Origin of the sequence: Parvibaculum sp., from assembly GCF_030694575.1 — a bacterium.
GTDB lineage: Bacteria > Pseudomonadota > Alphaproteobacteria > Parvibaculales > Parvibaculaceae > Parvibaculum.
In genome coordinates, this window is the sequence record NZ_JAUYUS010000075.1 from 1 (window position 1) to 15028 (window position 15028).

The window sequence follows — 15028 nt, forward strand, 5'->3', positions numbered from 1 at the left end:
GGCGGTGCATGCGGTTGCTGGTCATCGTGAAGCTCCTTCAATCCTCAATGCCCCGCCCGGCGAAAAGAACGGGCCGCGCCGGTGCTGGTTCCGGCTTCACAAAGATACCTTGTTGCCGCCGTATTTCGCCGCGCGAACCCGCGGCTCGTCCGTGCGCGTCCCGTTTGTTGCAGGGCGGATTCCGGCTAGGCTTCCCGCAAGCGGGCTGACGATGGAGGGGTGGTTATGAAAATGAACGGGCGAAGATACGGTCTCGTCGCGGCGGCGGCGGTGCTTCTGCTCGCCGCCCTCTGGACCTTGCGGCCGGTGCTCGGTCCCGCCGAAGCGGAGCCGACGCCGGAGGAAATCGCCGCCCGCATCCACAAGAACGTCATTACCATCGACACCCATGTCGACATCCCGAGCTTCTTCGGGTCGGCGAAATACGATCCCGGCCTCCGCAACGGCTGGCCCGTCCAGGTCGACCTGCCGCGCATGCGCGAAGGCGGCCTCGATGCGGTCTTCTTCATCGTCTATGTCTCGCAGACGGAACGCAACGCCGTCGGATACGCCGAAGCCGCTTCCGAGGCGCTGGCGAAATTCGCCGCCATCCGCCGCATGACGGATATTCAGTACAAGGATGAGATCGGTCTTGCTCTCACCGCCGCAGACGTCCGCCGGCTTCACGGCGAAGGAAAGCGCATCGCCCTCATCGGCATCGAAAACGGCTACTCGGTCGCGAAGGAGCCTGCCCTTCTCGATTTTTACTACGAGCTCGGCGCCCGCTATTTCGGTCTCGTCCATAACGGCCACAACGATCTCGCCGACAGCGCGCAGCCGCAGGAGAAGTTCGCCGACAAGCCGAACGGGGAAGGCGGCGAGCATGACGGTTTGAGCCAGCTCGGCCGTGCCATGATCGCGCGCGCAAACGATCTGGGCATGATGGTCGATGTCTCCCACGCCTCCCGCGCCGCCGCGCTCGATGCGATTGCCGCCTCTCGCGCGCCGGTCATCGCCTCGCATTCCGGCGTCCATGCGCTCCGCGCCCATCCGCGCAACATGACGGACGAGGAAATGCTGGCGCTGAAGGAAAAGGGCGGCGTCATCCAGATCGTCGCCTTCGACGAATATCTGCATGAGGTGCCGGAGGAAAAGAAAACCGCCCGTCGCGACCTCGCCGTCTCGCTCGGCCTCACGAGCCTCGACGCCGTCTTCGATGCGGGTGCCGAGGCGAAGGCGAAGTTCGAGGAAGGCGTCGCCGCGCTCGATGCGAAGTGGCCCCGCGCCGATGTGGCTATGCTCGTCGACCACATCGACTATGCGGTGAAGCTGATCGGCATCGACCATGTCGGCATAGCGTCCGACTTCCAGGGCGGCGGCGGCATCGAGGGCTGGTCCCATGCCGGCGAAACACCCAACGTCACCGTCGAGCTTCTCCGTCGCGGCTACACCGAAGAGCAGATCGCGAAACTCTGGGGCGGCAATATCCTGCGCGTCATGGAAGCGGCCGGGAAGGCGCGGAAGGCCAATAGCGGAAACCGGTAGATGACGGAGCCGAAAAACCCGAGACTTGAAACCGGCGCCGAAGCCCGCTCGATGGCCGAAACGCTCATCCGGACCGTGCGCTACGGTGCGCTCGCCGTCCTCGATCCGCAGAGCGGCCACCCCGTCACCTCCCGCGTCGGCTGCGCGCCGGACATGGACGGTACGCTCTTCTTTCCGGCTTCCGGGCTTTCCGTGCATACGAAATCGCTTGCCGCCGATCCGCGTTGCTCACTGCTGATCGGCGAGCCCGGCAAGGGCGATCCGCTGGCTCATCCCCGGCTCTCGCTTCTCGCCCGCGCCGCCCGCGTGGAAAAAGACAGCGCCGGTCACGCCCGGCTCCGCCGCCGCTATCTCGCCCGTCATCCGAAGGCGGAGATCTATCTCGACCTGCCGGACTTCTTCTTCTACCGGCTGGAATGCGAGCGCGCCTTCCTCAATGGCGGTTTCGGCAAGGCCTATGATCTCACCGCCGCGGACATGTTCCTGAAGCCCGGCGAACTCCTCGACGAACTCGCGAGGGTGGAAGATGGCATCGTCGCCCATATGAACGGCGACCATGCCGAGGCGGTCGGCCTCTACGCCACGGTTCTCGGGAAGGCCGAGCCCGGCAATTGGCGCATCGTCTCCATCGACCCGCACGGTCTCGACCTTGCGGCCGACCAGCGTGTCATCCGGCTCAACTTCGCCGCGCCACTCACCTCCGCTGCCGAACTCCGCCCGGTCCTCGTCCAGATGGCAAAGGAAGCGCGCGAGAAACTCGCGGACTGACGCGCCATGCGCTAGCCTCTCCTGCAACAAGGGCAGGGGGCGGAAAATGAAATCCGGTGCAGTGCTGGCGGTACTTCTTGCGGCGATGTTCCATTCCGCGCCCGCCGCTGCCGCGAGCTTCGACTGTGCGAAAGCATCGAGCGCGCGCGAGAAAACCGTTTGTGCCGATCCAGCCCTTTCCGGAGCGGACGAACGGATCGCGGCGTCCTATGCCGCCGCCCGCGCCGCCCTCTCGCCCGAGGGGGCGGAGCTCATGCGCGGGAGCCAGCGTTCATGGCTCCGCTTCCTCGACAAGGCCTGTCCGGATGGCGCCGCCGCCTGCCTCGCGCCCTGGTACGAAGAGCGCGCGAAATTCCTCGCCGAAGCGGTGACCGAAAAATCCGGCCGCACCTTCTTCGTCTCCGACGGCTGGGCCTTCATCGCCGCCGAAAAACCCGGCGAGGAAGAATTCCCCGGCGAAAACGCCATGCGATACCGCCAGCAGATGAGCTTCGGCATCGACGCGGCCGCGAGCCAGGGCGACCGCGCCTTCAACGCGGCCGTCGAGAAGCACCGCGATTACCTCTGGACCGGCTTCGATGGCGCGACGACCATGAATACGAGCTTCACGCTCAACGAGGCGACGGAGACTTTCGTCAGCCTCGACATCTTCGGCTGGGAATATCCGCTCGGCGCCGCGCATGGCTTCGGTGCCGTCACCCATCTGAACTTCCGCCTCGACGAAGCCCGCCCGCTCGCCGCCGCCGACATCTTTGCGAAGGACGGCTGGCAGCAGCTCCTTGCGGACAACGCGCTGGAGGAACTCACCCTCATCTTCGGCGAGATGGGCCTCTTCGACGAAGCCGGGCAGGCCATCGCCGGCATGGTCGCCGACCCCGAACACTGGGTGGTGACGAAAGAAGGCCTCGGCGTCAATTTCCCGGTCTACTCCGTCGGCCCCTATGCCGGCGGCGACAACACCGTCACGACGTCTTGGGACAAGCTCGCGCCATGGCTGGCGGAAGACGCCGTCATCGGCCGCTGAGGGGACTATCGAAATGTTCCCATTTCGTTCTTGACGTAACCGCGCTTTCAGCTAGCCTTTCTCCGTAACCCGCCGGGCGAGGCGGGCCGGGCAGGGGCTCATTCATGGTTGCGCATATCGAGACCATCGCCTTTCAGGGCGTCGAGGCGCGGCCTGTGGACGTTCAGGTCCACATAGCGGGCGGCATCGTCGGCTTCGCCGTCGTCGGCCTCGGCGACAAGGCGGTGGCCGAAAGCCGCGAGCGGGTCCGTGCCGCCCTTCAGGCGATCGGCCTCGGCCTTCCCGCAAAGCGCATCACGGTCAATCTCGCCCCCGCCGATCTCCCCAAGGAAGGCAGCCATTACGACCTGCCTATCGCGCTCGGCCTTCTCGTCGTCATGGGCGTGCTGCCGCCGCAGGAGCTGGAGCGTTTCGTCGTCATCGGCGAATTGTCGCTCGACGGCGCGATCAACCCGGTCGCGGGCGCTCTTCCCGCCGCCATCGCCGCCAATGCGCGCGGCAAGGGCCTCATCTGCCCCCATGATTGCGGACCGGAAGCCGCCTGGGCCGGCATGGGCGCCGACAATCCGGGCGGCGTCCTCGCGCCTCGCTCCATCATCGCACTGGTCAATCATTTCCGCGGCACGCAGGTCTTGTCGGAGCCCGAGCCCATGAAGGCGGTGGAGGCGGGCGCGATGCCGGACCTCCGCGACATCAAGGGCCAGGAAAGCGCCAAGCGCGCGCTCGAAGTCGCCGCCGCCGGCGGCCACAACATGCTGATGGTCGGCCCGCCCGGCTCCGGCAAGTCGATGCTGGCGGCCCGCCTCCCCGGCATCCTGCCGCCGCTCTCGCCGCACGAGATGCTGGAGACCTCGATGGTCGCCTCGCTCGCCGGCGAATTGCTGAAAACCGGCATCGGCCGCCGCCGGCCCTACCGCGCGCCGCATCATTCGGCGTCCATGCCCGCCTTGATCGGCGGCGGCCTCCGGGTGAAGCCCGGCGAGGTCTCGCTCGCCCATCGCGGGGTTTTGTTTCTGGATGAACTGCCGGAATTTCCGCGTCAGGTGCTCGACAGTCTCCGTCAACCGCTGGAAACCGGCGAGGCCGTCGTCGCCCGCGCCAATGCCCATGTCACCTTTCCGGCGCGTTTCCAGCTTGTCGCCGCCATGAACCCGTGCCGCTGTGGCCATGCGGGCGATGCCGCCCGCGCCTGCCCCCGCGTGCCGCGCTGCGTCGGCGATTATCAGGCGAAATTGTCGGGGCCGATGCTCGACCGCATCGACATCCATATCGAGGTGCCGCCCGTCGCCCATGCCGACCTCGCCCTGCCGCCGCCCGCCGAGGGCTCGGCCGAGGTCGGTCTCCGCGTCGCCGCCGCCCGCGACATCCAGCAGGCCCGCTTCGCCGAACTGGTCGGCCCGGGCTCCATGCTCCTCAATTCCCATGTCGAGGGCGAACTGCTGGACAGGATCGCCGCGCCGGACGATGCCGGCCGCCGCCTTCTCGGCGAGGCCGCCGAACGCATGGGTCTCACCGCGCGCGGCTATCACCGCGTGCTCCGCGTCGCCCGCACCCTGGCCGACCTCGAAGGCCGCGACGGCGTCCAGCGCATCCACATCGCCGAGGCGCTCGCCTACCGCGAAACCGTGGCGGGGAAGCTCGGCGCGGCGGCTTAAAGACCCACGACGATACTTGCGAAAGAAAGCAGCCCCGCGGCCACCAGAGTACCGCCGCTGATATGGATGGATTTCAAGGCCATCCAGTTCGCCACGCCGGACAGGACGAAAACCGTCCCGGCCATCGCCGCCACCACGCCGTCGGGCCTGTTCTCGAGGCCCGCATGAACCAGCGCCAGTCCGAGCACGATCCAGGCGAGCGAGGGGATATGCCAGACCGCGCGTAGCAACTCGCGCGTCCGCCCTTTTTCCAGGGCTTGCGAATTTCCTTCCGCGAACAGACGCCAGAGAATTTTCCGCTCGCCGAGATAGGAATGCGCAGATCCGGCGATGATTCCCAGCGCGCCGGCTGTGATCGGAAACAGCATTGTCATCTTCCGCTTGCTCCTCATGGGCCGCACGAGGCAGCGGCGCGATAGTATTAACCCTTCGCTAACCATCCCCCCTAACGCTTTCTCAACCATGATCGGCCGACAATCCGCGGGTTTTCCGGCCTTCAAGGCCGAACCGTCAGCCGCGGAACCCTTATGCCGTTTCTCGATTTCGACCGGACGCCCCTTCTTCTGCTGGGCCTCGTCGCCGTGCTCATGCTCGGCCTCGAAGCCTGGCGCCGCGCTTCCGCGCGCGCCCGCGCCCACAAGGCCGAAATCGAAACGCTGCATGCCCGCATCGAGACGCTTCGCGACGAGAAGTGGGAAATCGCCGAGCGCGAGGAGCGTTACCGCGATCTCGTGCGCGCCCAGGGCGACGTCATCATCCGCAAGGATTTGCGCGGCCGCCTCACTTATGTGAACGACGTCTTCTGCGACACCTTCGGCAAGCTCCGCACCGAGGTGATCGGCAACACGTTCCTGCCGGACCTGCCGGAAGGCGAACGCCCGCGCATGCTGGCAAGCTTTTCCGGCCTCTCCATGCCGCCTCACCGCATCCGCTACGACGAGCGCGCGCTCACCACGCGCGGCCCCCGCTGCATCGCGTGGGAGGAATTCGCGATCCGCGACGAAGACGGAAAGCTCGTCGAGATCCAGGCCGTCGGCCGCGACGTGACGGAGCGCAAGGACGCGGAGGAAAAACTCGCCGTCGCCCTCGAACAGGCGAAGGAGGCGAACCGCGCCAAGAGCCTTTTCCTCGCCACCATGAGCCACGAAATCCGCACGCCCATGAACGGCGTCATCGGCATGACGAAGCTCCTCCTCGACACGAAGCTCGATCCCGCCCAGCGCTCCTATGCCGAGGCCGTGCGCGCGTCGGGCGAGGCGCTGCTGAACATCATCAACGACATTCTCGACTACTCGAAAATCGAGGCCGGCAAGGTCACGCTCGAGGAAGCCGCCTTCGATCCGCGCCGCGTCCTTGAAAGCGTCGCCGAGCTGCTCGCACCGCGTGCCTTCGACAAGGGTCTCGAAATCGTCACCGAAATTTCGCCCGCCGTGCCCCGCATGCTGATGGGCGACGAAGCGCGCATCCGCCAGATCCTGCTCAACCTCGCGGGCAACGCCATCAAGTTCACGGTCTCGGGCGGCGTCGTGCTCCGTCTCTCGCGGACCGCCGTGCCCGCGCAGGGCGCACAACGTTCCGACAACAAGCGCGTCGGCCTCGTCCTCGAAGTCGAGGACACCGGCATCGGCATGGACGAACAGGCGCGCGAGCACATCTTCGACGATTTCGCGCAGGCCGATCAGTCCCATGCGCGCCGCTACGAAGGCACCGGCCTCGGCCTCGCCATCACGAAGCGTCTCGTCGGCGCGATGGAAGGCCGCATCGACGTGGAGAGCGAGGAGGGCAGGGGCTCGATCTTCCGCGCCCATCTGCCGCTCCGCCTCGCACTCGGCCAGCATGACGGGCCCGCGCCCACGCCGCTTTCCGGCCTCAGCGTCATAGTCCTCAACGATCCGCCGCTTGTCGGCGCGGCGCTTGCCCGCGCGGCCTCGGCCGCCGGCGCGGATACGCGTCTCGTGGCCGACAGGGAAGGGCTCCTCCGTGCGCTCGATGCGGGCCCCGCCGACATTTTCATCTGCCCGATCGACGGTTCCGCCGGCGACGGCGCCGCGCTCGCCGCCCATGCGCGCGGCCGCGTTCCCGGCCTCGGTACGCTGATGCTGCTCCGTCCGCAGGACCGCGACCGCCTTGTCGCGCTGACCCAGGGCCCCGATGCGCCCTTCGACGGATATCTCATCCGCCCGGTCCGTGCCGCCTCGCTTGTCGCCCGCCTCACCGCGCTTCGCGTGCGCCACTGGATGCCGGGTATCGGCGCGCCTGCAACCCACGACTACGACGACACGGTAATCGAGGACGACATGATGCCACCGCGCGCACCCGTCATCGGTACGGCGCCCCTCACCGTCCTCGTCGCCGAGGATAACGAGATCAACGCGCTCCTCACTCGCACGCTGCTCGAACATACCGGCCACACCGTTCGCCTCGCCCGCAACGGCGCGGAGGCGGTCGCGGCGCTCGAAGCGGACGCGGCGCGCGAGATCGACCTCGTGCTGATGGACCTTCACATGCCCGGCATGGACGGCTTCGCGGCGACGGCGCGCATCCGCGAGCTTGAAACGCCCCATGCGGCCATTCCCATCATCGCCCTTACCGCCAATGCGATGGCGGACGACCGGCAGGCCTGCCTCGATGCCGGCATGGACGATTACCTCTCCAAGCCCGTCGCGGCGGAGGCGCTCGACGACATGCTCGCGCGCTGGGCCGGCCGCCGCTCGCCGCGCGCGCATGCCTCTGGCGAAAAGGCGAATCGCGCCTAAAGTGGGTGCGCTCGCCGCTTGAGGACAGGGGACATATCCGATGCCGATGCCGAAACGCGCCCGCGACTGGGCGGGAAGTCTTGCGGTCTATGCCGAAGGCCGCATGATCGTCATGCTGCTGCTCGGCTTCTCCGCCGGCCTTCCCTTCCTCCTCGTCTTTTCCACGCTGTCCGCATGGCTGCGTGAGGCGGGCATCTCCCGCACCGATATCGGCCTGATGAGCTATGTCGGCCTCGCCTACACGATCAAGTTTCTCTGGGCGCCGGTCCTCGATCACCTGAGGGTGCCGCTGCTCGACCGCCTGCTCGGCAAGCGCCGCGCCTGGATGGTCCTCGCGCAACTGGTCGCCGCCGCCGCGCTTGCCGGTCTTTCCTTCTCCGACCCCTCCACCTCGCTCACGCCCGTCGTCCTTTTCGCCCTCGTCCTCGCCTTCGCCTCCGCGACGCAGGACATCGCCGTCGATGCCTGGCGCATCGAAGCGGCGTCGGACGAGAAGCAGGGCGCCATGGCCGCCGTCTACCAGCTCGGCTACCGCATCGCGCTGATCGCATCGGGCGCGGGCGCGCTCTTCATCGCCGAGGGCGTCTCGTGGCACGCGGCCTATCTCGCCATGGCCGCCCTGATGGGCGTCGGCATCGGCGCGGCCCTTCTCGCCCCGCGCGTCGCCGAAGCGGTCGCGCCCGTCATCGGCCAGGAGACGGTCGACGGTTTCGTCCGTCACTTCCATGTCGATGGCCGCCCCGCGCTCATCGTCGCCTGGCTCTACCGTGCCGTCGTCGCGCCCTTCGTCGATTTCTTCCAGCGCTACGGCTGGTGGGCGCTCGTCCTCCTCGCCTTGATCGGCCTCTACCGCGTGCCGGATTTCGTCATGGGCGTCATGGCGAACCCGCTCTATATCGATCTCGGCTTCCCGCTTTCCACCATCGCGACGGTGGTGAAGCTCTACGGCATCTGGATGACTATCGCGGGCGCGCTGATCGGCGGCATCGTCGCCGCGAGGATCGGCGTCCTCCGCTCGCTCCTCGCCGGGGCCGTCGCCGCCACCGGCACCAATCTCATCTTCGTGTGGCTCACCTTCAGGGGCGCGGACCCCGCCGCCCTCGCCGTCACCATCTCGATCGAGAACTTCTCGGGCGGTTTCGCGGGCACCGTCCTCATCGCCTATATGTCGAGCCTCGTGAACCACGACTTCGCGGCCACGCAATACGCGCTTTTCAGCTCGGCCTTCGCGCTGCCCGGCAAGATTCTCGGCGGCGTCTCCGGCGTCATGGTCGACGGCTTCTCGGCCTCGGCCTCGCTGGTCGGCCCGCTTGCCGCGATGGCGCCCCATCTCACCGCCAAGACGGCGGGCTACATCCCCTTCTTCGTCGCCACGGCGCTGATGGGCGTCCCCGCCATCCTCCTCATCCTCGTCGTGATGCGCTTCCAGCCCCGCCCGGCGCCGCCGCCGAAGCCCGGCACCGCCGCCTGACCCGGCCGGATCGCCCGTTTTGGGCCTGACATCTTCTTGTCGCGTGAAGCTGCGACAAGAAGGCTGGTTACCTGCATCCGCTTGCTTGGCATCGGGCGGCGATAATGAAAGGATAGGCAAAATGGCCGTTCGCGAGCTTTCCCGTCAGACGGGGGGAGTTGCCGTGGGGGTGAGGGGGGACGTTGTAACGCCCGGCTTGCGGCAGGGTCCGCATGCCGGTGTGGCAGCAGAAACAGGTTCGGGTTCCGCGATAATGAATACCAGAGAGACGGGCCGCAGCATTGATCCGCTGCTGGCGGCGGGCGCCACCGACCGGCTGAGCTACGGCCGCAAGGGCGCTCTCGAAGTGCGCCTCGCCCGGTCCGCCCCGGAAATCGACGCCGCGCAGGCCGTCCGCTACCGCGTTTTCTACGAGGAGATGTCGGCCACGCCGGATGCGGAAACGCGCGCGCGCAAGCGCGACTTCGACCGCTTCGACGAAATCTGCGATCACCTTCTCGTCGTCGATCATTCGCTCGCGCCGGACGGCGAGGGTGCTGGAGGCGAATTGCCGCCGGAGGCCGTCGTCGGCTGCTACCGCCTTCTCCGCCAGGAAGTCGCGGAGCGCGAAGGCGGCTTCTACACCGCCAGCGAATACGACATCGCGCCGCTCCTCGCCCGCCACGCCGGGTTGAACTTTCTGGAGCTTGGCCGCTCCTGCGTGCTGAAGCCCTACCGCACCAAGCCGACGGTGGAACTTCTCTGGCACGGCATCATGCACTACGTCACCGAACACAAGCTCGACGTGATGTTCGGTTGCGCGAGCTTCGAGGGCACCAACCCCGACAGCCTCGCCACGCCGCTCTCCTATCTCCACCATCATCACGCCGCGCCGGACGACTGGAAGGTCCGTGCGCTGCCCGAACGCTATGTCGAGATGAACCGCATGGCGAAGGAAGATGTCGATCCGCGCGAGGCGCTCCGCGCGCTGCCGCCCATGATAAAGGGCTATCTCCGCGCAGGCTGCTATATCGGCGAAGGCGCGGTGATCGACCACCAGTTCGGCACGACCGACGTGCTGATCCTCTTCCCCGTCGCCCAGATCTCCGGCCGCTACCTCTCGAAGTTCAGCGTCAAATACGGAACGCCGAGCGGAAAAGCTTCGCCTCAGCGGTAAAGATTGTAAGCCGCCAGCGCCGCCATGTTGACGAGGTCGGATACGTTCGCCGTCATCGGCACGATCTGCACCGGCCGCTTGAGGCCGACAAGCAGCGGCCCGATCAGCGTCGACCCGCCGAGCACGCGCAAGAGCTTCGTCGAGATCGACGCTGCATGGATCGCCGGCATGACGAGCACGTTCGCCGTGTCGCTCAGCCGGCAGAACGGATAAAGCGCCATCGTCTCGCGGTTGAGCGCGACATCCGCCGCCATCTCGCCGTCATACTCGAAATCGACTTGCCGCTCGTCGAGAATGCGCACCGCGTCGCGCACCGTCGAGGGCCGCTCATGCGCATGCGTGCCGAAGCTCGAATTGGCCAGCATCGCCACGCGCGGTTCGTAGCCGAGCCGCCGCGCGACTTCCGCCGCCTGCATCGCGATATCGGCAAGCTCCTCGCCTGTCGGCATCTCGTGCACGTTCGTGTCGGCGACGAGCACCGTGCGCCCGCCCGCGACGACAAGCGTCACGCCGATCGGACGGCGATGGTCGACCGCGTCGATCACGCGGCGCACTTCCTCGAGCGCAACCGAATAGGTCCGCGTCACGCCAGTCACCAGCGCGTCCGCATCGCCCCGCTCCAGCATCACGGCCGAGAAGATGTTGCGGTCGTTGCTCACCAGCCGGTGGCAGTCGCGGTAGAGATAGCCGTTGCGCTGCTGCTTCTTGTAGAGAAACTCCGTGTACTCGTCGACCTTGTCGGAGGTGCGCGCATTGCGGATGTCGAGATCGGTCTTCGGATCGAGGCCGATCTGCTTCAGCGTCTCGCGCACCTGGTCCTCGCGGCCGACGAGGATCGGATGGCCGAGCCCGGCGTCGCGGAAGGCGAGCGCCGCGCGGATCACGCGCTCTTCCTCGCCCTCGGCGAAGACGACGCGCTTCGGTTCGCGCCGCACCTTGTCCATGATGACCTGCAGCGTGCCCGCCGTCGGGTTGAGCCGCGCCGACAGCCGGTTCTTGTAGGCTTCCATGTCGACGATCGGCAGCCGCGCCACGCCCGAATCCATCGCCGCCTTCGCCACCGCCGGCGGAATTTCGCGGATGAGGCGCGGGTCGAACGGCACGGGAATGATGTATTGCGGGCCGAAGCGCGGACGCTCGCCCTGATAGGCCGCCGCCACTTCGTCCGGCACGTCCTCGCGCGCGAGCTTTGCGAGAGCCTCCGCGCAGGCGATCTTCATGTCCTCGTTGATGGCACTCGCGCGCACGTCGAGCGCGCCGCGGAAGATGTAGGGAAAGCCGAGAACGTTGTTCACCTGGTTCGCATAGTCGGAGCGCCCCGTCGCGGTGATGGCGTCGTCGCGCACCAGCGCCACTTCTTCCGGCGTGATCTCGGGATCGGGGTTCGCCATCGCGAAGATGATCGGCTTCGGCGCCATCGACGCCACCATCTTGCCGTTGATCGCGCCCTTGGCCGAAAGCCCGAGGAACACGTCGCAGCCCACCATCGCCTCTTCCAGCGTGCGCGCATCCGTGACGGCGGCATGCGCCGACTTCCACTGGTTCATGCCTTCGGTGCGGCCCTTGTAGATCACGCCCTTGGTGTCGCAGAGAATGGCGTTGTCGTGCGGCAGCCCCATCGCCTTGATGAGTTCGAGGCAGGCGATGCCGGCCGAGCCCGCGCCGTTGACGACGAGCTTCACGTCCTTGATGTCGCGGTCGGTGAGATAGAGCGCGTTGATAAGCCCCGCCGCCGTGATGATCGCGGTGCCGTGCTGGTCGTCATGGAACACCGGAATGTCCATGAGTTCGCGCAACCGGCTCTCGATCACGAAGCAGTCCGGCGCCGATATGTCTTCGAGGTTGATGCCGCCGAACGAGGGCCCGAGATAGCGCACCGCGTTCACGAAGGCGTCGACATCCTTGGTATCGATTTCGAGATCGATGGAATCGACGTCGGCGAAGCGCTTGAAGAGCACCGCCTTGCCTTCCATCACGGGCTTGGAGGCCAGCGCGCCGAGATCGCCGAGCCCGAGGATCGCCGTGCCGTTCGAGATCACGGCGACGAGGTTGCCCTTGGTCGTGTATTCATAGGCCGCGTCCGGGTTCTCCGCGATCGCGCGCACCGGCACCGCGACGCCGGGGCTGTAGGCGAGCGACAGATCGTGCTGCGTCGCCATCGGCTTCGTCGGGTTGATTTCGAGCTTCCCGGGCTTGCCCTGCGAATGGAAGAGGAGCGCTTCCTCGTCGGTAAACTGGCGGCGCTTTTTTTTGCTCATGGTCTCGGGTCCGGCTGTCGGCATGATGCGGGGACGCCGGCCAATGCGCCGGAACCCGCCTTTGGAGCCGCTTTGTAGGCTGGCGATCCCTCAATAACAAGGGAACAGGGTGGATTTCCCGCCACCATAGCCCCGATTCGATGCCTCTTGCCCCCCTTTCGGGGCGGTCCCATTCCCGTCTTTTCGCAACCCGTCATTCTGCTAGTCTCCGACCCCATGTCAGAGCCCGCCACCTCCTTCGAGCCCGAAATCCCGTCGGCCACAGCGTCCATTCCGGCGGATGCTACCCCCATGATGGCGCAATATCTGGAGATCAAGGCGCGTTGGCCGGAAGCCCTCCTCTTCTACCGGATGGGCGATTTCTACGAGCTCTTCTTCGACGATGCCGTGGCGGCCTCGCAGGCGCTCGACATCGCGCTGACGAAGCGCGGCAAGCATCTGGGCGAAGACATCCCGATGTGCGGCGTCCCCGTCCACAGCCACGATACCTATCTCCAGCGCCTGATCCGCAAGGGCTTCAAGGTCGCCGTCTGCGAACAGGTCGAGGACCCGGCGGAGGCGAAGAAGCGGGGCGCGAAGTCCGTCGTCGCCCGCGCCGTCGCCCGCCTCGTCACGCCCGGCACCCTCACCGAAGACACGCTGCTCGACGCGCGCGCCCATAATTATCTGGCCGCCCTCGCCCGCACCGGCGCGGAGGCGGGCTTCGGCCTCGCCTGGGTCGATGTCTCGACCGGCGACTTCGCGGTCACCTCGCTCGCCCCCGCCGCGCTGGCCGCGGAGCTTGCCAGACTCTCCCCCGGCGAACTCCTCGTCGCCGAGGGATTCGCCACCGACGAAGCCTTCGCCGACAGCCTCGCGCAATCGGGCGCCGTCCTGACCGCGCTCCCCTCCATCCGCTTCGAGAGCGGTCAGGCCGAGCGCCGCCTGAAGTCCCATCTCGGCGTCTCCGCGCTGGACGGTTTCGGCGCCTTCGCCCGCGCCGAACTCGGCGCCATGGGCGCGCTGCTCGATTATGTCGAGCTGACGCAGGTCGGCCGCATGCCCGCCTTGATGCCGCCGCGCCGTGTCGCCGCCGCCGACACCATGGCGATCGACGCCGCCACCCGCGCCAATCTCGAATTGGTGAAAACGCTGCAGGGCGAGACCGCCGGCTCCCTCCTCGCCACCATCGACCGCACCGTCACGGGCGCCGGCGCGCGCGAGCTCGGCGCCCGCCTCGCGTCCCCCTTGACCGATCCCGCCGCGATCGTCCGCCGCCTCGACGCCGTCGAATGGTTCCACGACGCGCGCGACATGCGCACCCGCCTCCGCGCCGGGCTGAAATCCGCGCCCGACATCGCGCGTGCTCTCTCCCGCCTCTCGCTCGGCCGCGGCGGCCCGCGCGATCTGGCCTCGATCGCGAACGGCCTCGCCGCCGCCCACACGCTCTGCGCCGCGCTCGATGGCGCCTCGCCTTCGCTCCTTCCCCTGCCGGAAGAAATCGCCGCGGATTGCGAGGCGATGCGCGGCGCCGCCACCGCACTGAAGGAGCGCCTCGCCGCCATGCTTGGCGAAGAGCTGCCGCTCATGGCCCGCGACGGCGGCTTCATCGCAAGGGGCGCCAGCCCCGACCTCGACGAGACCCGCGCGCTCCGCGACGATGCGCGCAAGCTGATCGCAGGGCTGCAGGCGAAATATGCGGACGAGACCGGCATCGCCGCCCTCAAGATCCGCCACAACAACGTACTCGGCTATTACATCGAGGTGCCGCCGCGCCACGGCGAGAAGCTCGTCGCTCCGCCCTTCACCGGCACCTATATCCACCGCCAGACCATGGCGAACGCGATGCGCTTTACGACGGCCGAACTCGCCGGCCTCGCCAGCCGCATCGCCGAGGCCGCCGGCCGCGCCCTCGAAATCGAACTCGCCCTCTTCGATGAACTCGTCGCCGCGACCCTGCTGGAAGCGCCCGGCCTCTCCCGCGCCGCCGAGGCGCTGGCCCGTCTCGATGCGACGGCCGCGCTTGCCGAATTCGCCGCCGAGCGGCGCTATGTCCGCCCCCGCGTCGATGCAAGCCTCGCCTTCGATATTCGCGGCGGCCGCCATCCCGTGGTCGAGGCGGCGCTCGCCCGCTCCGGCCAGGCCTTCGTGCCGAACGACACCAGCCTCTCGGCGGAGAACGGCGACGGCAAGCATATCTGGCTGCTCACCGGTCCCAACATGGCGGGCAAATCGACCTTCCTCCGCCAGAACGCGCTCATCGCCATCATGGCGCAGATGGGCTCCTTCGTGCCGGCGGACGAGGCGCATATCGGCGTTGTCGACCGCCTCTTCTCCCGCGTCGGCGCGGCCGACGATCTCGCGCGCGGCCGTTCCACCTTCATGGTCGAGATGGTCGAGACGGCGGCGATCCTCAATCAGGCGGGCGAGCGTTCCC

The 15028-nt window shown here is 67.4% G+C and carries 11 protein-coding genes; 9 read left to right on the plus strand and 2 right to left on the minus strand.

Annotated elements, in window-relative coordinates:
• The 5 genes from Q8S60_RS11200 to Q8S60_RS11220 form a co-directional block, all read left to right on the plus strand.
• Positions 1 to 229: hypothetical protein (locus Q8S60_RS11200; RefSeq protein WP_305668562.1), on the plus strand; the 229-nt coding region annotated here is incomplete at its 5' end.
• Between the two features lie 2 nt (positions 230 to 231).
• Entirely contained in the window at positions 232 to 1524 is a 1293-nt protein-coding gene (locus Q8S60_RS11205) for a dipeptidase (RefSeq protein WP_305275409.1), read from the plus strand.
• The gene (locus Q8S60_RS11210) at positions 1525 to 2292 is read left to right on the plus strand and encodes a HugZ family protein (protein ID WP_305275411.1); all 768 of its coding nucleotides are present in this window, start codon (positions 1525 to 1527) and stop codon (positions 2290 to 2292) included.
• 46 nt (positions 2293 to 2338) lie between these two features.
• A complete protein-coding gene (locus Q8S60_RS11215; RefSeq protein ID WP_305275413.1) occupies positions 2339 to 3316 on the plus strand; it encodes a lysozyme inhibitor LprI family protein in 978 nt (325 codons plus the stop codon).
• A gap of 104 nt (positions 3317 to 3420) precedes the next feature.
• Positions 3421 to 4971, plus strand: coding sequence for a YifB family Mg chelatase-like AAA ATPase (locus Q8S60_RS11220; protein ID WP_305275415.1), 1551 nt, complete (start codon positions 3421 to 3423; stop codon positions 4969 to 4971).
• Here the strand turns inward: Q8S60_RS11220 and Q8S60_RS11225 are convergent.
• On the minus strand, positions 4968 to 5339 hold the full coding sequence (locus Q8S60_RS11225) for a hypothetical protein (RefSeq protein ID WP_305325711.1): 372 nt from the start codon (positions 5337 to 5339) through the stop codon (positions 4968 to 4970). The two genes, Q8S60_RS11220 and Q8S60_RS11225, sit on opposite strands and share 4 nt — an antisense overlap.
• A gap of 159 nt (positions 5340 to 5498) precedes the next feature.
• Between Q8S60_RS11225 and Q8S60_RS11230 the strand changes: the two genes are divergently transcribed.
• From Q8S60_RS11230 to Q8S60_RS11240, 3 genes are all read left to right on the plus strand, one after another.
• Complete coding sequence (locus Q8S60_RS11230; RefSeq protein ID WP_305275419.1) at positions 5499 to 7727, plus strand: response regulator; 2229 nt, start codon at positions 5499 to 5501, stop codon at positions 7725 to 7727.
• Positions 7728 to 7767: 40 nt separating this feature from the next.
• Complete coding sequence (locus Q8S60_RS11235; protein WP_305275421.1) at positions 7768 to 9198, plus strand: MFS transporter; 1431 nt, start codon at positions 7768 to 7770, stop codon at positions 9196 to 9198.
• Between the two features lie 253 nt (positions 9199 to 9451).
• Complete coding sequence (locus tag Q8S60_RS11240; protein WP_305668563.1) at positions 9452 to 10354, plus strand: GNAT family N-acetyltransferase; 903 nt, start codon at positions 9452 to 9454, stop codon at positions 10352 to 10354.
• Here Q8S60_RS11240 and Q8S60_RS11245 read toward each other — a convergent pair.
• Positions 10345 to 12612 (minus strand): NADP-dependent malic enzyme, encoded by a 2268-nt coding sequence (locus Q8S60_RS11245; RefSeq protein WP_305325619.1) that lies wholly within the window; start codon positions 12610 to 12612, stop codon positions 10345 to 10347. The genes Q8S60_RS11240 and Q8S60_RS11245 overlap by 10 nt on opposite strands.
• A gap of 216 nt (positions 12613 to 12828) precedes the next feature.
• Here Q8S60_RS11245 and mutS point away from each other — a divergent pair.
• Positions 12829 to 15028: DNA mismatch repair protein MutS (gene mutS / locus Q8S60_RS11250; protein WP_305668564.1), on the plus strand; the 2200-nt coding region annotated here is incomplete at its 3' end.